Below are 23,679 nucleotides of genomic sequence, written 5' to 3'. Positions count from 1 at the left end.
ATGTTTAACTTATGCGCCGTTTTTCAGAGCCTCAAGATATTCCCAGCGTTCAAATGCCTCTTCCAGCGCCCGCTCAGCCTGGGCCATATCGGCCAGCACTTTTTGCGTATGGTCATGCGGCTGGCTAAAGAATGACGCGTCGGCCACCTGAGCCTGCAAACTTTCCAGACTCGCTTCCAGCTCTTCCAGACGCTGCGGCAAGCTTTCCAGTTCGCGCTGGAGGTTATAGCTTAGTTTGTTACTGCCGCGTTTGACCGTTTCTGCTTTGGTTACAGCAACTTCCGCTTCGCTCTTCGCTTTTGACTGCTTTGTCGCCAGCGACTGCGCCTGCTGTCCGCGGGCATCGTGGTAGCCGCCCACATAGCGTCCGATACGGCCCTGACCTTCGAAGATCCAGCATTCGGTCACGGTATTGTCCACGAACTGACGATCGTGGCTCACCAGCATCACCGTTCCCTGATAACTATCAATCAGTTCTTCAAGAAGTTCCAGCGTTTCCACATCAAGATCGTTCGTTGGTTCATCGAGAATCAGCAGGTTGCTGGGTTTCAGGAACAAACGTGCCAGTAACAGGCGGTTACGCTCCCCACCGGAGAGGGCACGAACCGGGGTCATGGCCCGTTTTGGATGGAACAGGAAGTCCTGCAGATAGCCCAGCACATGGCGCGGTTTCCCGTTCACCATCACTTCCTGCTTACCTTCTGCGAGGTTGTCCATTACCGTTCTGTCCGGATCCAGTTCGGCACGGTGCTGGTCGAAGTAGGCCACTTCCAGCTTCGTTCCGCAGTGGATGCGACCGCTGTCGGCTTTCAGTTGATCCAGCATCAGCTTCAGCAGCGTGGTTTTACCGCAGCCATTCGGGCCGATAAGGGCAATTTTATCCCCGCGCTGCACCTGGGCAGAGAAATCTCTCACCAGCACTTTGCCGTCAACCTGGTAGTTAACGTTTTCCATCTCAAAGACGATTTTGCCGGAGCGGCTCGCCTCTTCGACCTGCATCTTCGCGCTGCCCATCACTTCACGGCGCTCGCTGCGCTCACGGCGCATCGCTTTCAGGGCACGGACGCGGCCTTCGTTACGGGTACGACGGGCTTTGATGCCCTGACGGATCCACACCTCTTCCTGGGCCAGCTTGCGGTCGAACTCGGCGTTTTGCAGCTCTTCTACGCGCAGGTTTTCCTCTTTTTCCAGCAGATAGGTGTCGTAATCGCCCGGATAGGTCACCAGCTTGCCGCGGTCGAGATCGACAATGCGGGTCGCCATATTGCGAATAAACGAACGGTCATGCGAGATAAAGATAATGGTGCCGCCGAAGGTTTTCAGGAACCCTTCCAGCCAGTCGATGGTTTCGATATCCAGGTGGTTCGTCGGTTCATCAAGCAGCAGCACTTTCGGCCCGCTGACCAGCGCCCGGCCCAGGGCAGCTTTACGCAGCCAGCCACCGGAGAGGGAGGCCAGCGGCATGTCGGCTTCCAGACCTAACTGCGCCAGCACTTCGTTGATGCGGTTTTCCAGCTGCCACAGGCCGTGGTGGTCCAGCAGCTCCTGCAGACGCGCCATCTCGTTGAGGTTTTTAGTGCTCGGGTCGGTCATCACCAGGTGCGAGATCTCGTGGTAACCCTTCAGGTACTCCGCCTGCTCGGCGATCCCTTCGGCCACAAAATCATAGACGCTGCCCTGCACGTTACGCGGCGGATCCTGCTGCAGACGCGCCACCACCAGGTCCTGCTCGTAAACGATACGCCCGTCATCCAGCCCCTGCTCGCGATTCAGGATCTTCATCAGGGTCGATTTACCGGCGCCATTGCGGCCTACCAGACAGACACGTTCGTTATCTTCGATATGCAGTTCTGCGTTATCGAGAAGGGGTGAGTCGCTGAATGACAGCCACGCGCCATGCATACTAATTAATGACATTTACTTTTCCTTTCAGGCGGCGGTGATGAGCCAGCAGTTGTGGATCTGACGGTTACGGGCAAAATCCTGGGACAAGGTTTTTTGACTGATCTCTTGTGCTTTCAGCCCCAGTTCAGCTAACCCGTCATGATCCATGCGGAAACCGCGCTTGTTGTTCGAGAACATGATGGTGCCGCCTTTACGCAGCATCCGTTTGAGATCTTTCATCAGCGCCAGGTGGTCGCGCTGCACATCAAAAGACTCTTCCATACGTTTGGAGTTGGAGAAGGTCGGCGGATCGATAAAGATCAGATCGAACTGTTCATCCGATTCGCGCAGCCAGCCCAGCACGTCGGCCTGCAGCAGACGGTGCGCCCGGCCGGTCAGGCCGTTGAGACGCAGGTTGCGCTCTGCCCATTCCAGATAGGTGCGGGACATATCCACGGTGGTGGTGGTACGTGCGCCACCCAGACCGGCATGGACGCTGGCGCTGCCGGTATAGGAGAAGAGGTTCAGGAAGTCTTTACCTTTGCTCATCTGGCCCAGCATACGACGGGCAATACGGTGGTCGAGGAACAGGCCGGTATCGAGGTAGTCGGTCAGGTTAACCCACAGGCGCGCGTTGTATTCGCCCACTTCGATAAACTCGCCCTTGCTGTTCATCTTCTCGTACTGATTTTTACCCTTCTGACGCTCACGGGTCTTGAGGATCAGCTTGTTCGGAGCGATGTTCAGCACGTTGATGGTGGCAGCGATGATATCCAGCATACGCTGACGCGCTTTCTGCGGATCGACGGTTTTTGGCGGAGCATACTCCTGCACCACCACCCACTCGCCGTAGCGGTCGACCGCCACGTTGTATTCCGGCAGATCGGCGTCATACAGGCGATAGCACTCAATACCCTCCTGCTTCGCCCATTTTTCAAATTTCTTCAGGTTCTTACGCAGACGGTTGGCATAATCCTCCGCGATGCTGGCCGGTTTACTGTCGGCTTCTTTCTCGGCCAGGTGATAGTTTTTCTGCACGCAGTCCAGCGGGCCGTTTTTGGCTTTGAACTGACGCTCGGCGCGCAGCTGCAGGCAGCTCAGCAGCTCCGGCGAGGCGCTGAACAGGGACAGATTCCAGCCGCCAAACAGATCTTTCATGGTGCGACCCAGCAGGCTGTGCAGAGCAATCAGCGCCGGCTCGCTGTCCAGACGTTCGCCGTAAGGCGGGTTGCTGATCACCGTCCCGTACGGGCCTTTCGGCAACGGGTTGGTGAGCCGGGAGACGTCTTTCACCTCAAAGGTGACCAGATCGCCAATCCCGGCGCGACGGGCGTTGCTGCGCGCGCGTTCAATCACGCGGCTATCGCTGTCAGAGCCGTAGAAATGGGATTCATAAGCCGCCAGCCCTGCGCGGGCGCGGGTCTGGGCTTCGGCTTTCACCTCCTGCCAGACCGCCTCGTCGTGCTGAGCCCAGCCCGTAAAGCCCCACTGGCCGCGATGCAGCCCCGGTGCACGGTCGGTCGCCAGCATAGCCGCTTCAATCAGCAGCGTGCCGGAACCGCACATTGGATCGAGCATTGGCGTACCCGGCTGCCAGCCGGAACGCATCACAATGGCTGCGGCCAGGTTCTCTTTGATCGGGGCGATACCCGCCCGATCGCGGTAGCCGCGCTGGTGCAGGCCCTCACCACACAGATCAAGTGCGATGCTGGCGATCTCTTTATTCAGACGCACGTTGATACGCAGATCCGGGTTTTCGCGATCGACGTTCGGGCGTTCCAGATTTTTACGGGTAAAGCTGTCGACGATGGCATCTTTGACCTTCAACGCGCCGTACTGGCTGTTGCGGATCTCATCGTTCAGGCCGCTGAAGTGCACCGCAAAGGTGGCACCCGGGGCAAAAATCTCTGTCCAGTTAATCGTCTGCACGCCCAGATAAAGATCGAGATCGCTGTAAACCTTGCACTCTCTCATCGGCAACATGATGCGTGAGGCCAGGCGACTCCACATCAGGCTCTGGTAAATAAGCCGCGTGTCGCCCTGAAAATGGACACCACCCTGAACCACCTGGCACTCTTGCGCGCCCAGGCTTTCCAGTTCAGTTTTTAACAGCTCTTCCAGCCCACGGGCCGTACTGGCAAACAGAGAATTCATATCGTCACTTTTACTCTAAGAAAATTGCTGCGCATTATAGCCAATCTGGGCTCTATGTCATAAAGTTGAGGGCTTATTTTCATTTGAGGGGACGGTGCCGTGGCAACGTTATCCAGGCTTTTCATTCATCCGGTCAAATCCATGCGCGGTATTGGGCTGACGCATGCCTTCGCAGACGTTAGCGGTTTTGCCTACGATCGCATTTTTATGGTCACCGAACCGGATGGCACCTTCATCACCGCCCGCCAGTTCCCACAGATGGTTCGCTTCACCCCGGCCCCGGTTCAGGATGGTCTGCATCTCACCGCGCCGGACGGTTCCAGTAGTATCGTTCGCTTCAGCGATTTTGCGCCAGCGGATGCGCCTACCGAAGTATGGGGCAACCACTTTACCGCCCGTATCGCCCCGGACGCGATCAACCGCTGGATGAGCGAATTCTTTTCGCGCCCGGTGCAGCTCCGCTGGGTCGGGCCCGAACTGACGCGACGCGTCAAAGATTTCGCCGCGGTGCCACTGTCATTTGCCGACGGCTTCCCGTTCCTGCTCACCAACGACGCTTCGCTGCGCGACCTGCAAAAGCGCTGCCCGGCGAGCGTACAGATGGAGCAGTTCCGCCCGAATCTGGTGGTCACCGGCGCAACGGCCTGGGAAGAAGATACCTGGAAAGTGATCCGCATCGGCGACGTGATCTTTGACGTGGTCAAACCCTGCAGCCGCTGCATCTTTACCACCGTCAGCCCGGAAAAGGGGCAGAAACACCCTGCCGGTGAGCCACTCAAAACCCTGCAATCTTTCCGCACCGCGCAGGATAACGGTGATGTGGATTTCGGTCAGAACCTGATCCCACGCACCAGCGGCGTGATCCGCGTGGGCGACGAGGTGGAGATCCTCTCCACCGGGCCAGGCCGGATCTACGGCGCAGGCGCTGAGGAAGAGGCGACAGAGGTGGAGACACAACCCGCCACGGCGGTCACTATCCAGTGGCAGGGTCAAACAATCCGCGGAAACAATCAGCAGGTGTTACTGGAACAGCTTGAACAGGCCGGTATTCGCGTGCCCTATTCCTGTCGGGCGGGGATCTGCGGATGCTGTCGCATCACGCTGGTAGAAGGCGAAGTGAGTGCGCTGAAGAAATCGGCTATCGGCAGTGACGGCACAATTCTGTGCTGCAGCTGCGTACCGAAAACCTCGTTACAGCTGGAAGCCTAAACGGCCTGCTCGAGGCTGAAGGTGACCGGCTGAGGTTTCAGTCGGTCATTCATCACTTTAATCGGGTCGCCCAACTGCATGGTGCGCCCGGCAATGGTTACCGTCGGCTGCGCCAGTAAACAGAGCGCGGCATTGTCGCCCGGCTCCACCACCAGCAAATTCACCTGCTCTGCACTCTCGCTCAGGCTGACGCACGCCGCATCACCGGTGACCGGCGACCAGCGCTCACTGTGGGCAAGAAAGTGCCAGCTTTTCGGCATTTGAGGTTTGAGGAAGCGGATCGCCACCAGCGCATTGAGCACCAGCTCGGCGCGTTGTTCTTTCGACAGGTCGAGGTCACGGCATTTTTCTTCAAAGGAGAAGTAGAGTGCGGCATCATCGACGCAAAAACCGGTGTCGGCAAAGGCGTCCGGGGTTAACATCCGGCGGGCAAAACGCGAACGAAACAACATACCATTGGCCAGATCGAGCATCATGCGATCGTGCTCGTCACAGAAATACCAGCGCCAGTTATCGTCAGGTTTAATTCGCATCTGTCTCTCCCGTTCCCGAAACGTCCTGTCCTAAGAAAGTCCTTATTGCCGCTTCGCTTTTTTAACTGCAATAATCAAAGACTACAATGTCTAATAAAGCAACAGTCCGGGAATATAAAACAACCAGAGCTGGAAATAAAGCCCTGGTTGTCAGTCATGCTAAAAGATTAGATATGATTAACGATTTCTTTAATCAGCGGCGGGCCTTTGAAAATAAAGCCTGAATATATCTGCACCAGCGAAGCGCCGGCCGCCATTTTCTCGCGCGCGGCCATGACTGAATCTATACCGCCTACGCCAATAATCGGCAGGCGACCCTTTAATTCTTCTGACAGACGACGAATAATTTCGGTGCTTTTTAACTGCACCGGACGCCCGCTCAGGCCCCCCATTTCGTCGCAATATTTCATTCCCTGAACCAGAGAGCGATCGAGCGTGGTATTGGTGGCAATAACGCCATCAATATTATGACGAACTAAACTGTCGGCGACCTGCACCAGCTCTTCTACGGTCAGATCCGGAGCAATTTTAACGGCCACCGGCACATATTTATGGTGCTTCGCCTGGAGTTCATTTTGCTTATTCTTGATGGCGAGTAATAAATCGTCGAGCGCTTCACCGTATTGCAGGGTGCGCAGGCCCGGGGTGTTAGGTGAAGAGATATTCACCGCAATATACCCGGCGTAGGCGTAGACTTTTTCCATACAAATCAGGTAGTCATCTTTGCCCTGCTCGACCAGCGTATCTTTATTTTTACCGATATTAATGCCCAGAACCCCATCGAAATGGGCTTTCTTCACATTCTCAACCAGATGATCGACGCCGAGGTTATTAAAGCCCATGCGGTTGATCAGCCCTTCGGCCTCCACCAGGCGGAACAGGCGCGGCTTGTCGTTACCCGGCTGCGGACGTGGCGTGACGGTGCCAATTTCGATAGAGCCAAAGCCCATCGCACCCAGTGCATCGATGCACTCGCCGTTTTTATCCAGCCCTGCCGCCAGACCCAGTGGGTTCTTAAAGGTTAAACCCATGCAGGTGACCGGCTTCTCCGTCACTCTCTGGCGCACCAGCGCTTCAAGCGGGGTTCCCGTAATACGGCGTAACTGCTGGAATGTAAATTCATGAGCGCGCTCAGGATCGAGCTGGAAAAGGGCTTTACGAACGAAGGGGTAGTACATGAACTCTCCTGGATTCCCGGTGTGCAAACCGGGGCCGAATTATCAGCGATCGCAGCCGGAAAGGGAATTGACCTGCGGCAAAAAAAACGTCACCAGACGCAATCGTTTACTTTTCACCCCTCCTTTATTCATTTTTTTGCATTTATTCTGCGGATAAATCATTTAGTGGAATAAGTCAGCGATGCGACACTGCCAACAAATGTTATCAATGTTAGATAAAAGCAAATAATTGGTTATAAGGAGCATCTATGCGCGTCATTACGTTGGCCGGCAGTCCGCGATTTCCTTCCCGCTCCAGCGCGTTGCTGGAGTATGCCCGGGAGCAACTCACCTCTCTGGATGTCGAAGTATTCCACTGGAATCTGCATAACTTTGCTCCGGAAGATCTTCTCTATGCCCGCTTCGACAGTCCGGCGCTGAAAACCCTCAATGAGCAGCTTAAAGACGCCGACGGGCTGATCGTCGCCACGCCGGTGTATAAGGCCTCGTTTTCCGGTGCCCTGAAAACCCTGCTCGATCTGCTGCCGGAGCGCGCGCTGGAGAACAAAATCGTATTGCCGCTGGCGACCGGCGGCACCGTCGCTCACCTGCTGGCGGTGGATTACGCCCTGAAGCCGGTGCTCAGCGCCCTGAAGGCCCAGGAGATCCTGCACGGCGTGTTTGCCGACGACTCGCAGGTGATTGACTATCAGCACAAGCCGCACTTTACCCCTAACCTGCAAACCCGCCTCGACAGCGCCCTGGAGACCTTCTGGCAGGCGCTGCATCGACGCGACGTTCAGGTTCCTGCCTTTGGTCTTCAGAAAGGAGTCGCCCATGTTTAAATCCCTTGCACGCCTGAGCCTGGCCGGTCTGGTGGCCCTCTCCGGCCTGGCGCATGCCGCCGATCCTGTCCCCGAGAGCCTGCGTATTGGCTACCAGAAAGGCAGCGTCAGCATGGTGCTGGCGAAAAGCCATCAGTTGCTCGAAAAACGCTACCCGGACACCAAATTCTCCTGGGTAGAGTTCCCGGCAGGCCCGCAGATGCTGGAGGCGCTGAACGTCGGCAGTATCGATCTCGGCAGCACCGGCGATATTCCGCCTATCTTCGCCCAGGCCGCCGGGGCAGACCTGGTTTACGTCGGCGTGGAGCCGCCTAAACCGAAAGCCGAAGTGATTCTGGTCCCTGAAAACAGCCCGATTAAAACCGTGGCGGATCTCAAAGGCCATAAGGTGGCTTTCCAGAAAGGGTCCAGCTCCCACAATCTGCTATTGCGCGCCCTACAGCAGGCGGGTCTGACTTTTAAAGATATTCAGCCAGTTTATCTTTCCCCGGCAGATGCCCGCGCCGCCTTCCAGCAAAACAACGTCGATGCCTGGGCAATCTGGGACCCCTACTACTCCGCGGCCCTGCTGCAGGGTGGCGTGAAGGTGCTGAAAGACGGTGAAAGCCTGAAACAGACCGGCTCCTTCTACCTGGCGGCCCGCCCTTATGCAGAGAAAAACGGTGAATTCGTTCAGGGCGTACTGAATACCTTTAGCGAGGCGGATGCCCTTACCCAGAGTCAGCGTCAGGCCAGTATCGCCCTGCTGGCTAAAACGATGGGTCTTCCGGAGCCGGTCATTGCCACCTACCTTGACCATCGCCCGCCTACCGTCATCAAACCGGTTGATGCCCATACCGCCGTGTTACAGCAGCAAACCGCTGATCTCTTCTATGACAACCGCCTGGTGCCGAAAAAAATCGATATTCGCGACCGTATCTGGCATCCCACAGCGCAAAAAGGAGCTAAATCATGAGTCTGAATCTGTTCTGGTTTTTACCTACCCACGGTGATGGACACTATCTGGGCACCGACGAGGGCGCCCGCCCGGTGGATCACGCTTATCTCCAGCAGATTGCCCAGGCCGCCGATCGAATTGGCTTTACCGGGGTACTGATCCCGACCGGACGCTCCTGCGAAGATGCATGGCTGGTCGCGGCGTCGATGATCCCGGTGACCCAGCGCCTGAAGTTCCTCGTGGCCCTGCGCCCGAGCGTGACTTCTCCGACAGTGGCCGCCCGCCAGGCCGCGACCCTTGACCGTCTGTCGAACGGACGCGCGCTGTTTAACCTGGTGACCGGTAGCGATCCGCAGGAGCTGGCCGGGGACGGCGTCTTCCTGGATCACACCGAGCGTTATGAAGCCTCCTCTGAGTTCACCCACGTCTGGCGTCGTCTGCTGGAGGGCGAGAATGTGACCTTCGAGGGCAAACATATTCATGTTCGTGATGCCAAACTCTTCTTCCCGCCGATCCAGCAGCCGCGTCCGCCGCTCTATTTTGGCGGTTCGTCGGACGTCGCCCAGGATCTGGCCGCCGAGCAGGTGGATTTGTATCTCACCTGGGGCGAGCCGCCGGAACTGGTGAAAGAGAAGATCGAGCAGGTGCGTGCTAAAGCCGCGGCCCACGGTCGTAAGGTGCGCTTCGGGATCCGTCTGCACGTGATTGTCCGCGAAACCACTGAAGAGGCGTGGCAGGCCGCCGACCGCCTGATCGCCCATCTGGACGATGACACTATTGCCAAAGCCCAGGCCGCCTTCGCCCGCACCGACTCCGTCGGGCAGCACCGGATGGCCTCCCTGCACAACGGCAAGCGGGAGAATCTGGAGATCAGCCCGAACCTGTGGGCTGGCGTGGGGCTGGTGCGCGGCGGGGCGGGTACGGCGTTAGTAGGTGATGGCCCAACCGTGGCGGCGCGGATTAATGAATACGCCGACCTCGGCATCGACAGCTTTATTCTGTCCGGTTATCCGCATCTGGAAGAGGCGTACAAGGTGGGTGAGCTGCTGTTCCCGCATCTGGATGTGGCTATTCCGCAGATCCCGCAGCCGCAGCCTCTGCTGCAGCAGGGTGAAGCGGTCGCCAACGAATTTATCCCGCGTAAAGTCGCCCAGAGCTAAGGAGAACGCATGGCTAACCCATCCCAAAAATGGCTGCTGCGCATTGCGCCCTGGCTGCTCCCTGCGGGTATCGTCGTTATCTGGCAGCTGGCATCCTCCGTGGGTTGGCTGTCGAGCCGCATTCTGCCCTCCCCGGAGGGCGTTGTGGAAGCGTTCTGGTCCCTGAGCGCCAGCGGTGAGCTGTGGCAGCATCTGGCCATCAGCTCCTGGCGCGCGGTGATTGGTTTTTCGATCGGCGGGTCGATTGGCCTGACGCTGGGTCTGATCAGCGGCCTGTCCCGCTGGGGCGAGCGTCTGCTGGACACCTCCATCCAGATGCTGCGCAACGTGCCGCACCTGGCGCTGATCCCGCTGGTGATCCTGTGGTTTGGTATCGACGAGACGGCGAAGATTTTCCTCGTCGCTCTCGGAACGCTGTTCCCAATCTACATCAACACCTGGCACGGCATTCGTAACATCGACCGCGGGCTGGTGGAGATGGCGCGGAGCTACGGTTTGTCCGGCTTCGCCCTGTTTACACATGTCATTCTGCCGGGCGCCCTGCCCTCGATTATGGTCGGCGTGCGTTTTGCCCTCGGCCTGATGTGGCTGACGCTGATCGTGGCGGAAACTATCTCCGCTAACTCCGGGATTGGCTACCTGGCGATGAACGCCCGCGAATTCCTGCAGACCGACGTGGTAGTGGTGGCGATCGTTCTCTACGCCCTGCTCGGCAAACTGGCGGATGTCAGCGCCCAGTGGCTTGAACGCCGCTGGCTGCGCTGGAATCCGGCCTACGCGATAAAGGAGGCACACGCATGAATACCGCTCGCTTAAATCAGGGGACGCCGCTGCTGCTTAACGGCGTGACCAAACGCTACGGCGAAAACACTATTCTGAACGAACTGGAACTGCACATCCCGGCCGGGCAATTCGTGGCGGTGGTGGGCCGCAGCGGCGGCGGTAAAAGCACCCTGCTGCGCCTGCTGGCCGGGCTGGAAGCGCCTAACGGCGGTGAGCTGCTGGCCGGGAATACCCCGCTGGTGGAGATCCAGGACGATACCCGGATGATGTTCCAGGATGCGCGTCTGCTGCCGTGGAAAACGGTGATTGATAACGTCGGTCTGGGGCTGAAAGGCAGCTGGAAAGCGCAGGCGTTACAAGCCCTGGCCGCCGTCGGGCTGGACAATCGCGCGGGCGAATGGCCTGCCGCCCTCTCCGGGGGACAAAAACAGCGTGTGGCGCTGGCCAGAGCGCTGATCCATCGCCCGGGGCTGTTGCTGCTGGATGAACCCCTGGGGGCGCTGGATGCGCTGACACGGATTGAGATGCAGGATCTGATCGTCTCGCTATGGCAGGAGCACGGATTTACGGTGCTGCTGGTCACTCACGATGTGAGTGAAGCCGTGGCCATGGCGGACCGGGTGCTGCTGATTGAGGAGGGCAAGATTGGGTTGGATCTGACGGTGGACCTTCCACGTCCTCGCCGGGTGGGTTCAGCGCGGCTGGCGGAGCTGGAAGCGGAGGTGTTGGATCGGGTGATGAAGCGTGGCGTAACGGAGCGGCAGTTAATTACGGCTAATGCCTGATGCCCTCACCCTGGCCCTCTCCCACAGGGAGAGGGTACAAACAATAAAAACGGCAACCTCTGGTTGCCGTTTTGCCTTTACCTTGCCACCGGGCATTTCTTTTAGGCTAAAGCCTTACTGATCTTCTCGTACAGATCCCCGGACAGATTCTCCAGCCCTTTCAGCTGCTCCAGCGCGGCACGCATCTTCGCCTGACGCGTGGCATCGTAGCGTTTCAGACGGATCAGCGGCTCAATCAGACGTGACGCCACCTGCGGGTTACGGCTGTTAAGCTCGGTCAACATCTCCACCATAAACTGGTAGCCGCTGCCATCTTCCGCATGGAAGGCGGCCGGGTTGCTGCTGGCAAAGGCACCGATCAGGGAGCGGACGCGGTTCGGGTTGCTCAGGGTGAATGAGCGGTGCTCAAGCAGGCTGCGCACCTTGTTCACCACGTCGGCGGCCGGGCTGGTGGACTGCAGAATGAACCACTTGTCCATCACCAGACCGTCCTGATGCCACTTATCGTCATACTCCTGCATCAGGGCATCACGGCACGGCAGCTCTGCGGCTACGCTTGCGGCCAGCGCGGCCAGGGCGTCGGTCATGTTGTCGGCAGTGTGATACTGCTGGCTGACCAGCTCGTTGGCGAGCGCGGTTTCGCCAAACGCCAGATAGCGCAGGCAGGTGTTACGCAGGGTGCGCTTGCCAATATCGGCATGCTCAACGCGGTACGCATCCAGCTTGTGGTGGTTGTAGATGGCGAGGAACTCATCCGCCAGCTCGGTCGCCAGGGTACGGGTCAGGGCTTCACGCACCGCCACGATCGCAATCGGGTCGATAATCTCAAACAGCTCGGCGATTTCAGTCGCGGACGGCAGGGTCAGAATTTCAGCCGCCAGCGCCGGGTCGATCGTTTCATCCAGCAGGATCGCACGGAAAGCGTCGGCCACGTGGACCGGCAGAGAGAGCGGCTGGCCCTGCTGATGACGATTGACGTTGAGCTTGATGTAGGTTGCCAGCAGGCTCTGCGCGGCATCCCAGCGGGAGAAGTCGTTACGCGCGTGACGCATCAGGAAGGTCAGCTGCTGATCGCTCCACTTGTACTCCAGCTTAACTGGCGCGGAGAATTCGCACAGCAGCGCAGGCACCGGCTGGAACCAGACGTTGTCAAAGACGAAGGTCTGCTCAGCCTGGGTCACGTTCAGCACGTTATGCACCGGATGACCGCCCTTCTGCAGCGGGATCACTTTGCCTTCGTTATCGTACAGCTCAATGGCGAACGGGATATGCAGCGGGTGCTTCTCTTCCTGCTCGGCCGTCGGCGGCGTGCGCTGGCTGATGGTCAGGGTGTACTGCTCGGTTTCCGGGTTGTAGTCGTCTTTGACGGTCACAATCGGCGTACCGGCCTGGCTGTACCAGCGGCGGAAGTGGGACAGATCGACGTTAGAGGCATCTTCCATCGCCTGCACGAAATCGTCGCAGGTGGCCGCGCTGCCGTCATGACGCTCGAAATAGAGCTGCATCCCTTTCTGGAAATTCACTTCGCCCAGCAGAGTGTGGATCATGCGGATGATTTCAGAACCCTTCTCATACACCGTCAGGGTGTAGAAGTTGTTCATCTCGATCACTTTATCCGGACGGATCGGGTGCGCCATCGGGCTGGCGTCTTCGGCAAACTGCAGGCCGCGCATGGTGCGCACGTTGTTGATGCGGTTAACCGCGCGCGAGCCGAGGTCGGAGCTGAACTCCTGATCGCGGAAGACGGTTAAGCCCTCTTTCAGGCTCAGCTGGAACCAGTCGCGGCAGGTCACACGGTTACCGGTCCAGTTATGGAAATATTCGTGGCCGATAACGCGCTCGATATCGAGGTAGTCTTTATCGGTGGCGGTGTCGGTACGTGCCAGCACATATTTGGAGTTAAAGACGTTGAGACCTTTGTTCTCCATCGCGCCCATATTAAAGAAGTCGACGGCGACGATCATATAGATGTCGAGGTCATACTCGAGGCCGAAACGCTCTTCGTCCCACTTCATGGAGTTGATGAGCGAGGTCATCGCCCACGGCGCGCGATCGAGGTTGCCGCGATCGACAAACAGCTCCAGCGCCACTTCACGGCCGGAACGGGTGGTGAAAGTGTCACGCAGGACGTCAAAATCACCCGCCACCAGCGCAAACAGGTAACAGGGTTTCGGGAACGGATCCTGCCACTGCACCCAGTGACGACCGTTTTCCAGATCGCCTTCACCGACGCGGTTGCCGTTGGAGAGCAGGAACGGATAGGTGGCTTTATCGGCAATGATTTTGGTGGTGAAGCGGGCCAGTACATCCGGGCGATCCAGGTACCAGGTAATGTGACGGAAACCTTCGGCTTCACACTGGGTACAGAGCGCGACACCCGACTGGTATAACCCCTCCAGCGCGGTGTTGGACGCCGGGCTAATTTCGTTGACGATGCGTAAGGTAAAACGCTCCGGCAGGTTGTCGAGTACCAGCTGGTTGTTTTCTTCTTTATAGTCAGTCCATGCGGTGTCGTTAACGTGCACCGACACCAGGGTCAGATCTTCGCCATCAAGACGCAGCGGCACCGCCGTGGCGTTATGGCGTGTTACCTGGCTGACCGCCGTGACAACGGTTTTGGTGGCATCCAGGTCAAAAGTCAGGTCGATATCGCTAATCAGGTAATCGGGCGCACGGTAGTCGTGGCGGTATTTGGCTTGAGGCTGTTGTGTCATAGAAAACCTTTTGCATCGTTTGTCGAATAACGAACCAGTCTATTCCTGTTGTGTAAAACGCGCTATGCAGAATGTTCATCTTTTCAGTCACAAACACTCTATTTGCTACATTTATATAACATGCGGCACGAAATGCACTCGACCCTGGTCCAGGCTTATGGTGTGATCGGGGTTCAATAAATCGCTAAACAGGGTATACTCCAGCGGTTTCAATAGTTGTTTATTGTACTAAACGCTCCCGTGAGAGGATGCTATTGCGCGCCTATGACTCGATTCGCTTCACCTGTTCTGCATACGCTGCTGGATACCGACGCGTATAAACTGCATATGCAGCAAGCCGTATTTCACCACTACCACGACGTACAGGTCGCGGCCGAGTTTCGCTGCCGTGGTGATGATTTGCTTGGGATCTATGCCGATGCCATTCGTGAGCAAGTCGACGCTATGCAGCATCTTCATCTGCAGGATGATGAATTCCAGTGGCTGTCCGGCCTGCCCTTCTTTAAAGAAGACTACCTCCAGTGGCTGCGGAATTTCCGCTACGATCCGACCCAGGTGCAGATCAGCAATGATAACGGCAAGCTGCATATTCGCCTTGAAGGGCCGTGGCGGGAAGTGATCATGTGGGAAGTACCGCTGCTGGCGGTGATCAGCGAGCTGGTGCACCGCTTCCGTTCCCCGGAGGCCAGCGTTGAACAGGCATTGGCCACGCTGGAAAACAAGCTGGTTGATTTTGCTCAGCTGACCGAATCGCTGGATATGTCGCGTTTCCGCCTGATGGATTTTGGCACCCGCCGCCGTTTCTCCCGCGAGGTGCAGCAGGCCATCGTTGAGCGACTGCAGCAGGAGCCGTGGTTTGTTGGCACCAGCAATTACGATCTGGCCCGCCGTCTGAACCTCACCCCGATGGGTACCCAGGCCCATGAGTGGTTCCAGGCGCACCAGCAGATCAGCCCGGAACTGGCGACCAGCCAGCGTGCGGCGCTGGCGGCCTGGCTTGACGAGTACCCGGACCAGCTTGGGATCGCCTTAACCGACTGTATTACCATGGACGCCTTCCTGCGCGATTTCGGCCCGGAGTTTGCCACGGCCTATCAGGGGTTGCGCCATGACTCCGGCGATCCGCTGGAGTGGGGTGAGAAAGCGATCGCCCATTATCAAAAGCTGGGCATCGATCCAATGAGTAAAGTGCTGGTCTTCTCCGATAATCTCGACCTGCCAAAAGCGGTGGGCCTGTACCGGCACTTCTCCTCGCGCATCAATCTGGGCTTTGGCATTGGTACCCGTTTAACCTGCGATATTCCCCAGGTAAAACCGCTGAATATCGTCATTAAACTGGTGGAATGTAACGGCAAGCCGGTGGCGAAACTCTCCGACAGCCCGGGCAAAACCATTTGCCATGACAAAGCCTTTGTCCGTGCCCTGCGTAAAGCGTTCGACCTGCCGCAGGTTAAAATCGCCAGCTAATCCTTTCAGGGAGCCCACCGGGCTCCCTTCCCGCATTTATTTCTTATTTCTTCCCTTATCATTGCGAAATCTACTTGTCTGATGGCGGATGCCAGGTAACATAGATATCCCCCCATTGAAGGGGATACAGATTTTATTATTGGACTACATAGAGAGATTATTATGAGCGTTGTGCCTGTAGCCGACGTACTCCAGGGCCGCGTAGCCGTTGACAGCGAAGTCACCGTGCGCGGATGGGTGCGTACCCGCCGAGATTCAAAAGCTGGCTTTTCTTTCCTCGCCGTTTATGACGGTTCCTGCTTTGATCCTGTACAGGCCGTTATTAATAATTCTCTGCCCAATTACAATCAGGAAGTGCTGCGTCTGACCACCGGTTGTTCCGTAGTGGTCACCGGCAAAATCGTGGCCTCTCAGGGCCAGGGTCAGAGCTATGAACTGCAGGCCACCTCGATTGAAGTGACCGGCTGGGTTGAAGATCCGGATACCTACCCGATGGCGGCAAAGCGCCACAGCATCGAGTATCTGCGTGAAGTGGCTCACCTGCGCCCGCGTACCAACATGATTGGTGCCGTGGCCCGTGTTCGTCACACCCTGGCGCAGGCGCTGCACCGTTTCTTTGACGAGCAGGGCTACTTCTGGGTCTCCACCCCGCTGATCACCGCCTCCGACACCGAAGGTGCTGGAGAGATGTTCCGCGTCTCCACCCTGGACATGGAAAACCTGCCGCGCACGCCGGAAGGCAAAGTGGACTACGACAAAGATTTCTTTGGCAAAGAGTCCTTCCTGACCGTATCTGGCCAGCTGAACGGCGAAACCTACGCCTGTGCACTGTCTAAAATCTACACCTTCGGCCCAACCTTCCGCGCCGAGAACTCCAACACCAGCCGCCACCTGGCGGAGTTCTGGATGCTGGAGCCGGAAGTGGCCTTCGCCAACCTCGACGACGTGGCAGGCCTGGCGGAAGCGATGCTGAAGTACGTCTTTAACGCCGTACTGACCGAGCGCGCGGACGACATGAAATTCTTCGCCGAGCGCGTGGACAGCGATGCGATCTCCCGTCTGGAGCGTTTCGTCTCTGCTGACTTCGCCCAGGTGGATTACACCGATGCGGTGACCATCCTCGAAAACTGCGGTCAGAAGTTTGAGAACCCGGTGTACTGGGGCGTTGACCTCTCCTCCGAGCATGAACGCTACCTGGCCGAGAAGCACTTCAAAGCGCCGGTGGTCGTGAAAAACTATCCGAAAGACATCAAGGCGTTCTATATGCGCCTTAACGAAGACGGTAAAACCGTCGCCGCAATGGACGTCCTTGCCCCAGGCATCGGTGAAATCATCGGTGGTTCACAGCGTGAAGAGCGTCTGGATGTGCTGGATGCGCGTATGGCTGAGATGGGCCTCAACAAAGAGGACTACTGGTGGTACCGCGATTTACGCCGTTACGGCACCGTGCCGCACTCCGGTTTCGGTCTCGGCTTCGAGCGCCTGATCGCTTACGTGACCGGTGTTCAGAACGTCCGTGATGTGATTCCATTCCCGCGTACTCCGCGCAGCGCCACATTCTGATTCAATAACACTCAATGGCCAGCCTCTGCTGGCCATTATTTTATTCTGCACTGTCAAATTTTGTCAGCTGAAAGTCATTCTCCTTAAAGAGCAACCCCGCCAGATCCTCTGCAATGTTACGCTTTATTTCCATGAAACATCTTTGCACATAAAATAAACCGCAGTCTTATTGCGCCTAATACTTATCTCAAGCATTAGCACACTTTTCGTGCAAAAAGTCGGCTATCCAGACGTCCATCGTTAGGGATAAGAAAAATAGTTTGCTAATGCTTCGGATCATAAAAAAAGTCATTATCTAAAATTAAGATAAGCAATTCATATAGATAGAATTAGTGAAGCTTTATTTTTCGCCACTCAACTCTGAAGTTTGAGATGCCTCACAAAGTTCCTTAAAATACACGTTTTGTTACACATATTTTCTTCTTGTAACTGATTCTTTAGATTTGTAGCACTTTCAGGCTAGCGAAACGTTTATTTGAATGGAAAGATGCCTGTCAGACACATAAAGACACCAAACTCTCATCAATAGTTCCGGAAATATTTATTGACAGAATTTATTGACGGCAGTGGCGAGTGTCATAAAAAAACCAATGAGGGTAATAAATAATGATGAAGCGCAATATCCTGGCAGTGGTTATCCCTGCCCTGCTGGCAGCCGGTGCAGCTAACGCAGCAGAAATCTATAACAAAAACGCTAACAAGCTGGACTTCTACGGCAAAGCAGTTGGTGAGCATATCTGGACCACCAACGGTGACACCAACAACGGTGATACCACTTATGCGCGTATCGGCTTTAAAGGCGAAACTCAGATTAATGACCAGCTGGCCGGTTACGGTCAGTGGGAATACAACATGGACGCCTCTTCTCAGGAAGGTGCTCAGGGTACTAAAACCCGTCTGGCATTCGCAGGCCTGAAAACCGGTGATTATGGTTCATTCGATTACGGTCGTAACTACGGCGTGTTCTACGATGCGCTGGCTTCTACCGATATGTTCGTCATCTGGGGCGGCGACTCCCTGGCTGCTACTGACAACTTCATGACTGCACGTAGCACCGGTCTGGCTACCTACCGTAACTCTGACTTCTTCGGTCTGGTTGACGGCCTGTCACTGGGTCTGCAGTACCAGGGCAAAAACGAATCTGGCCACACCACCTCACGTCAGAACGGCGACGGCGGCAGCTACTCTCTGGGTTATGACTTCGCTGAAGGCTTCAACGTAACCGCAGCCTACTCCAACTCTGACCGCTCTACTGCGCAGAGTGTTGACGGTAAAGGCGAACGTGCTGAAGGCTGGGCAACCTCCGTTAAATATGACGCAAACAACCTGTACGCAGCGGTAATGTACGGCGAATCTCAGAACATGACTCGTGAAAGCGACGACCAGTTCGCTAACAAAACCCAGAACGTTGAAGCTGTGGTTCAGTACCAGTTCGACTTCGGTCTGCGTCCGTCCGTGGGCTACGTTCAGTCCAAAGGTAAAGATCTGACCGCGCGTAACGGTTTCTCCGGTGGCGATGCTGACCTGGTGAAATACGTAGAAGTGGGTACCTGGTACTACTTCAACAAGAACATGAACGTGTACGCTGCGTACCGCTTCAACCTGCTGGATGACAACAACTACACCGAAGCAACTGGCCTGTCTACCGACGACCAGGCGGGCGTGGGTATCGTTTACCAGTTCTAATCAGTACACCACTTTGTTATATGTCTAAAAAACAGGGCTTCGGCCCTGTTTTTTTATGCCCGAAAGCTAAAAATGGCGACTTTTGAAAAGCCGCACGCTTTTTGTAGCAAACGGTTGGCATTTTGTAGAACTATCGTTAACCTGATAGCGGATTTCACTTCCGTAACCACAATGGAACTTCGTCATGTTTGAGAACATTACCGCCGCCCCTGCCGACCCGATTCTGGGCCTGGCCGATCTGTTTCGTGCCGATGACCGCCCTGGAAAAATCAACCTGGGTATTGGTGTCTATAAAGATGAGACCGGCAAGACCCCGGTACTGACCAGCGTTAAAAAAGCTGAGCAGTATCTGCTGGAGAACGAAAATACCAAAAACTACCTCGGCATCGACGGTATTCCGGAATTTGGTCGTTGCACTCAGGAGCTGCTGTTCGGCAAAGGCAACGCGATTATCAGTGATAAGCGCGCCCGCACCGCACAGACCCCTGGCGGTACTGGCGCCCTGCGCGTGGCAGCGGATTTCCTCGCCAAAAATACCAGCGTAAAAACCGTCTGGGTGAGCAATCCAAGCTGGCCTAACCATAAGAGCGTCTTCAACTCTGCGGGCCTGGAAGTGCGTGAATATGCTTACTATGACGCGGCCAACCACACTCTCGACTTTGACGGTCTGCTGGCCAGCCTGAGCGAAGCGCAGGCGGGTGATGTGGTGCTGTTCCACGGCTGCTGCCACAACCCAACTGGCATCGATCCAACGCTGGAGCAGTGGGAACAGCTGGCGAAACTGTCGGTTGAAAAAGGCTGGCTGCCGCTGTTCGACTTCGCTTATCAGGGCTTTGCCCGTGGTCTGGAAGAAGATGCTGAAGGCCTGCGTGCGTTCGCTGCGCTGCATAAAGAGCTGATTGTTGCCAGCTCCTATTCCAAGAACTTCGGTCTGTACAATGAGCGCGTAGGTGCCTGTACGCTGGTGGCTGCCGATGAGCAGACCGTCGATCGTGCGTTCAGCCAGATGAAATCCGTTATTCGTGCTAACTACTCCAACCCACCGGCTCACGGTGCGTCAGTCGTTGCGACTATTCTCAGCAATGACGCCCTGCGCGCTATCTGGGAACAGGAACTGAACGACATGCGTCAGCGTATTCAGCGCATGCGTCTGCTGTTCGTGAACACCCTGGCGGAAAAAGGCGCGGATCGCGACTTCAGCTTCATCATTAAGCAGAATGGCATGTTCTCCTTCAGCGGCCTGACCAAAGAGCAGGTCCTGCGTCTGCGTGAAGAATTTGGCGTGTACGCAGTGGCTTCAGGTCGTGTTAACGTGGCGGGTATGACGCCGGATAACATGGCGCCGCTGTGCGAAGCGATTGTGGCTGTGCTGTAAAACGTTAAGCCGGGCGGCACTGCGTTTGCCCGGCCTACAAAAGCCCGGTCGCCGGGCAAAAAAAAGCCTGCTTTAAGCAGGCTTTTTTAATTCGTCATTACCAGACAGGCATTTCATCCTGCAGGAACGGGTTGTGCAGCCGTTCGTAGCCCAGCGTCGACATCGGGCCGTGGCCGGAGATAAAGGTCACATCATCCCCCAGCGGCAATAACTTCTCTTTAATTGAGCGAATCAGCTGACCGTGATCGCCACGTGGGAAATCACTGCGCCCTACTCCGCCTTTAAAGATCACGTCGCCGGAAATCAACAGACGCGACTGGTCATCAAAGAAGACAATGTGGCCTGGCGTATGGCCCGGGCAATGCAACACCTGTAAAGTCACATTGCCGACGCTGACGCTCTCACCTTCGTTCAGCCAGCGATCTGGCGTCAACGGCAGACACTCATCCAGACCGAACATCCGGCTCTGTGACGGCAAGCCCTGCAGCCAGAACTCATCTTCTTTTTCCGGACCTACAATCGGCACACCGTAGTGTTGCGCCAGCTCGGCCGCAGCGCCCACGTGATCGAGATGACCGTGGGTGAGTAAAATCTGCATTAAGGTCACGCCAGCGGCAGCGACTTCCTGTTTGATCTTCTCTGCATCACCACCGGGATCGACCAGGGCGGCCAGTTTGGTTTGTTCGCACCAGATAATCGAACAGTTCTGGGAGAACGCAGTGACCGGAATAATACGATAGTTCATACTGCTCCTGATTTCGTTATTACCAGTGCCGCAGTGGCCCGGTATCAATATGCACAAAGTTGCTACGTGGGTAATATCCTACACCACCTGCGCGCATAGATAACGCAGCTTTGCGAACATTGGCTAACGAAACGCCTTCAATATGAAAATCCATCGCCTGCCCTTTGGTATGATAACTTTTTTTAGCGACCCCACGGCTGCGGGCGCGTAGTTCGTTATTGGTATCAAGGGAGCGGTAACCAGAGATGAGCTGGACCGGTTTGCGGGTGCCCAGCAGGCCCTGCAGGCGGAAAAGCTGATCGAATAATCCCGGATCGATGGCTTTAATCTTATTTGCGCGGAAATCCCGGAAAAAATGATTAAGCTTTGCTAATTCATCCTGAATATAGCCCCGGCCATCAAAAAACTCGGCTTTTATTGACTCACCTGTATGCAGGTTATTAAGCGTCAAAATGCGTGGTCGAGGGGTTGAGAGCGTAGCAAATGATGGCGTCGGTAAGATGGCAGCGCCCAGCGCAATGCCCCCTAACGCCAGCAACTTACGGCGATTAGCGTCGAATTTATCCATGGTAATCAGGTCTACAGGTCAGTGTTATCGTATAAATGCAATACAGCGCACGAAGGGCACATTACCGGGCAAACCTGTCAGCGTCAAGGCAGCAAAACCAGGAAATACGGGGCTTGCAGCCGCAAACCCCGTATCTTTTCCTGACTCAGGCTACCAGAATTTTCCGAACTTCTTCATTTACCTGATCAATTGCTCTGCCTTGGGCAGAATCTGAGTGTTCGATCGGGCAATCTCATCATAATTGTAAATATCTGTACGATACTGGGTGCGACCATCCTTGCCGACAAACGCGGTCAGATAGTACAGATTAACCGGAATATTTTGGCGGATATTCACATAACGCGTGTCGCCCTGCTTCAGCGCATCGGAGATTCGTGTGTCGTTCCAGCCTGCATCCTGTAACAGCATGTTAGCCAGTTCTGACGCCTTGTTTACACGCACGCAGCCGGAGCTGAGCGCACGAGCATCTTTCTGGAACAGGTTGTGGTTAGGCGTATCGTGCAGATAGATAGCGTCCGAGCTTGGCATATTGAACTTATAGCGCCCAAGCGAGTTATGCGCTCCGGGTGCCTGCTGGAAGCGGAACGGCAGATTAGAAGGCGTGATGGTCGCCCAGTCTACCCGCCACGGATCGATAGCCTCTTTACTGTTCCAGCCCCGCAGCACGGTATAGTTGTGGCGTTCAAGGTATCCCGGGTCATTCCAGAGTTTCGGCAGAATATCATTGCGTGCCAGCGTCGGCGGCACATTCCACGGCGGGTTGACCACCACGTTATTCAGGGCGCTGCTCATCATCGGCGTTTTACGATCCGGACGGCCAACAATGACTCGCGATGCCAGCACCTCATTACCGTTCTGATAATAAACCAGCGAGAAAGCCGGAATATTCACCATAATTCCGGTGGAGAGCGTGGCCGGCAGCAGGCGCAGACGCTGAATATTCAGCGCCAGCACGCCGGCACGCTGGGCTGGTGTGAGATTCAGCGCGTCACGCGTGCCCTGGCCAATCACGCCGTCGGCGCCCAGACCCTGGGTGGTCTGGAAGGCTTTGACCGCTTCAACAAGGCTGCGGTCATAGGAGGCCGGCTTGCTGGAGGCTGGCTTCTTTTTCTTCTCAACCGGTGGGGCTGACGGACTGACAACCACGCTTTGTGGATCGTCACCCGGCAGGGCAATTTTTGGCCCGCCGTCGATCACGCCGGAGCGTTTCAGGATTTCACGCAGGGCCGGAACATCGCTGCTCCACTGCCCCGGGCTCAGTTTGGCGGTGCTCTGCAGCTGCGGCCAGGGTTGCGTATCGGCCACCAGCTCCAGCAGCGACTGATGCATCACCGCATACTGCGGATGCGTCGGCGCAAGGCCGGCAATGAATTGCGGCACCGTCCCGTTATCCAGCGCCAGCTGCCACTGGTTAATCACCGACAGCGGCGGTGTCGCCATCTTGTAAGGTTTGGTGCTATAGAGCCAGCGGTTACCGTTGACCGGGATCCCTGCCACAAACTGCAGATAGCCCATCATCGCATCCGACAGGATCACGTCCCGCGCCATTCCGGTTATCTCAGGCTGGGTCAGCAGTTCCACCCAGGCGGTAAATTGCGGCTGGAAACCGGCGATAGCGACTTCGGCAAGCTGTTGCTGGAACGCCCGCACACCATCGCGATCGTCCCACATGGGTTTCATGTCACGTGCGGCATACAGCAGCGTAAGCTGATTAAGATAGACCGGGGAGTAACCCGCAGGCAGAGCCGAGAGCAGCTGCTCGCGACGTTGTTCCGCACTGACATCGGCAGGCAGCGGACGGATACCGGCCATCATGGCGGTGGCTGGCGATTGCTCCAGCGGTTGTGACAGCGACGTAGGCTGCGCGCCCATCGTGGCGGAGCTATCGACCGGAACCAGTTCGGGCTCATCGGCCCGGGCAGAAAACAGTGGAGCCACTACTACCGTCAGGCACAAACTGAGTGCTGACAGCTGACGACCGTACATTTTATTCAGCAACATCCCTTGCCCCCTGTTTGCTTTACGTCGCGCCCTCATCACCGGGGCTTCAATTCATTATAGGAAGACAGACCGGCACCAGCCTTGCCTTATGTAAAGAAGTTTAAAGTTAACGC

The 23,679-nt window shown here is 56.4% G+C and carries 18 protein-coding genes; 10 read left to right on the top strand and 8 right to left on the bottom strand.

The annotated features are described in order from the left end of the window. Window positions 1-9 precede the first annotated feature (9 nt). Both SOM40_RS07740 and rlmKL read right to left on the bottom strand, forming a co-directional pair. Window positions 10-1,917 carry an ABC transporter ATP-binding protein gene (locus tag SOM40_RS07740; RefSeq protein ID WP_106992614.1) on the bottom strand — a complete coding sequence of 636 codons (1,908 nt, stop codon included), beginning with the start codon at window positions 1,915-1,917 and terminating at the stop codon, window positions 10-12. Window positions 1,918-1,929: 12 nt separating this feature from the next. Continuing rightward, complete coding sequence (gene rlmKL / locus SOM40_RS07735) at window positions 1,930-4,038, bottom strand: bifunctional 23S rRNA (guanine(2069)-N(7))-methyltransferase RlmK/23S rRNA (guanine(2445)-N(2))-methyltransferase RlmL (protein ID WP_225759141.1); 2,109 nt, start codon at window positions 4,036-4,038, stop codon at window positions 1,930-1,932. Window positions 4,039-4,137: 99 nt separating this feature from the next. Here rlmKL and SOM40_RS07730 point away from each other — a divergent pair, with 99 nt between their 5' ends. Then, on the top strand, window positions 4,138-5,247 hold the full coding sequence (locus SOM40_RS07730; protein ID WP_106992612.1) for a YcbX family protein: 1,110 nt from the start codon (window positions 4,138-4,140) through the stop codon (window positions 5,245-5,247). Here the strand turns inward: SOM40_RS07730 and zapC are convergent. Together zapC and pyrD are read right to left on the bottom strand one after the other, a co-directional pair. After that, window positions 5,244-5,780, bottom strand: coding sequence for a cell division protein ZapC (zapC, locus tag SOM40_RS07725; RefSeq protein WP_320457105.1), 537 nt, complete (start codon window positions 5,778-5,780; stop codon window positions 5,244-5,246). The two genes, SOM40_RS07730 and zapC, sit on opposite strands and share 4 nt — an antisense overlap. A gap of 167 nt (window positions 5,781-5,947) precedes the next feature. Beyond that, complete coding sequence (gene pyrD / locus SOM40_RS07720; protein WP_320457106.1) at window positions 5,948-6,958, bottom strand: quinone-dependent dihydroorotate dehydrogenase; 1,011 nt, start codon at window positions 6,956-6,958, stop codon at window positions 5,948-5,950. A gap of 248 nt (window positions 6,959-7,206) precedes the next feature. Between pyrD and ssuE the strand changes: the two genes are divergently transcribed. From ssuE to ssuB, 5 genes are read left to right on the top strand one after another with little or no spacing between them, the layout of a single operon-like run. Further along, window positions 7,207-7,782: an NADPH-dependent FMN reductase gene (ssuE, locus tag SOM40_RS07715; protein WP_106992609.1), complete on the top strand. Its 576-nt coding sequence runs from the start codon at window positions 7,207-7,209 to the stop codon at window positions 7,780-7,782. Beyond that, a complete protein-coding gene (locus SOM40_RS07710; RefSeq protein ID WP_320457107.1) occupies window positions 7,775-8,737 on the top strand; it encodes a sulfonate ABC transporter substrate-binding protein in 963 nt (320 codons plus the stop codon). Before ssuE ends, SOM40_RS07710 begins: the two co-directional genes overlap by 8 nt. Continuing rightward, window positions 8,734-9,879: an FMNH2-dependent alkanesulfonate monooxygenase gene (ssuD, locus tag SOM40_RS07705; protein ID WP_106992607.1), complete on the top strand. Its 1,146-nt coding sequence runs from the start codon at window positions 8,734-8,736 to the stop codon at window positions 9,877-9,879. The genes SOM40_RS07710 and ssuD overlap by 4 nt, the downstream gene beginning before the upstream one ends. Before the next feature lie 9 nt (window positions 9,880-9,888). Continuing rightward, window positions 9,889-10,680 carry an aliphatic sulfonate ABC transporter permease SsuC gene (gene ssuC, locus SOM40_RS07700; RefSeq protein ID WP_312079240.1) on the top strand — a complete coding sequence of 264 codons (792 nt, stop codon included), beginning with the start codon at window positions 9,889-9,891 and terminating at the stop codon, window positions 10,678-10,680. Then, window positions 10,677-11,447 carry an aliphatic sulfonates ABC transporter ATP-binding protein gene (ssuB, locus tag SOM40_RS07695; RefSeq protein ID WP_320457108.1) on the top strand — a complete coding sequence of 257 codons (771 nt, stop codon included), beginning with the start codon at window positions 10,677-10,679 and terminating at the stop codon, window positions 11,445-11,447. The genes ssuC and ssuB overlap by 4 nt, the downstream gene beginning before the upstream one ends. Before the next feature lie 101 nt (window positions 11,448-11,548). On the opposite strand, the gene pepN is transcribed toward ssuB, so the two are convergent. Further along, a complete protein-coding gene (gene pepN / locus SOM40_RS07690) occupies window positions 11,549-14,161 on the bottom strand; it encodes an aminopeptidase N (protein WP_320457109.1) in 2,613 nt (870 codons plus the stop codon). A gap of 264 nt (window positions 14,162-14,425) precedes the next feature. On the opposite strand from pepN, the gene pncB reads away from it, so the two are divergent. The 4 genes from pncB to aspC all read left to right on the top strand — a co-directional run bounded on the left by pncB (window position 14,426) and on the right by aspC (window position 20,252). After that, complete coding sequence (pncB, locus tag SOM40_RS07685) at window positions 14,426-15,628, top strand: nicotinate phosphoribosyltransferase (RefSeq protein ID WP_106992604.1); 1,203 nt, start codon at window positions 14,426-14,428, stop codon at window positions 15,626-15,628. 162 nt (window positions 15,629-15,790) lie between these two features. Then, on the top strand, window positions 15,791-17,191 hold the full coding sequence (gene asnS, locus SOM40_RS07680; protein ID WP_106992603.1) for an asparagine--tRNA ligase: 1,401 nt from the start codon (window positions 15,791-15,793) through the stop codon (window positions 17,189-17,191). Between the two features lie 606 nt (window positions 17,192-17,797). Continuing rightward, entirely contained in the window at window positions 17,798-18,877 is a 1,080-nt protein-coding gene (locus tag SOM40_RS07675; RefSeq protein WP_106992602.1) for a porin, read from the top strand. Window positions 18,878-19,061: 184 nt separating this feature from the next. Continuing rightward, window positions 19,062-20,252, top strand: a complete 1,191-nt coding sequence (gene aspC / locus SOM40_RS07670; protein WP_106992601.1) for an aspartate transaminase — start codon at window positions 19,062-19,064, stop codon at window positions 20,250-20,252. Window positions 20,253-20,349: 97 nt separating this feature from the next. Here aspC and SOM40_RS07665 read toward each other — a convergent pair whose 3' ends face one another. The 3 genes from SOM40_RS07665 to ldtD all read right to left on the bottom strand — a co-directional run bounded on the left by SOM40_RS07665 (window position 20,350) and on the right by ldtD (window position 23,566). After that, window positions 20,350-20,997: an MBL fold metallo-hydrolase gene (locus SOM40_RS07665; protein ID WP_106992600.1), complete on the bottom strand. Its 648-nt coding sequence runs from the start codon at window positions 20,995-20,997 to the stop codon at window positions 20,350-20,352. Between the two features lie 19 nt (window positions 20,998-21,016). After that, the gene (gene mepK / locus SOM40_RS07660; protein WP_106992599.1) at window positions 21,017-21,565 is read right to left on the bottom strand and encodes a peptidoglycan L,D-endopeptidase MepK; all 549 of its coding nucleotides are present in this window, start codon (window positions 21,563-21,565) and stop codon (window positions 21,017-21,019) included. Between the two features lie 177 nt (window positions 21,566-21,742). Further along, window positions 21,743-23,566: a L,D-transpeptidase gene (gene ldtD / locus SOM40_RS07655; RefSeq protein WP_320457110.1), complete on the bottom strand. Its 1,824-nt coding sequence runs from the start codon at window positions 23,564-23,566 to the stop codon at window positions 21,743-21,745. Window positions 23,567-23,679: the final 113 nt, after the last annotated feature.

This window comes from Leclercia sp. CFBP8987 (assembly GCF_034044995.2).
GTDB lineage: Bacteria > Pseudomonadota > Gammaproteobacteria > Enterobacterales > Enterobacteriaceae > Enterobacter > Enterobacter tamurae.
Note: the sequence above shows the minus strand (reverse complement) of the source record. Positions and strands in the feature narration are given on the sequence as shown.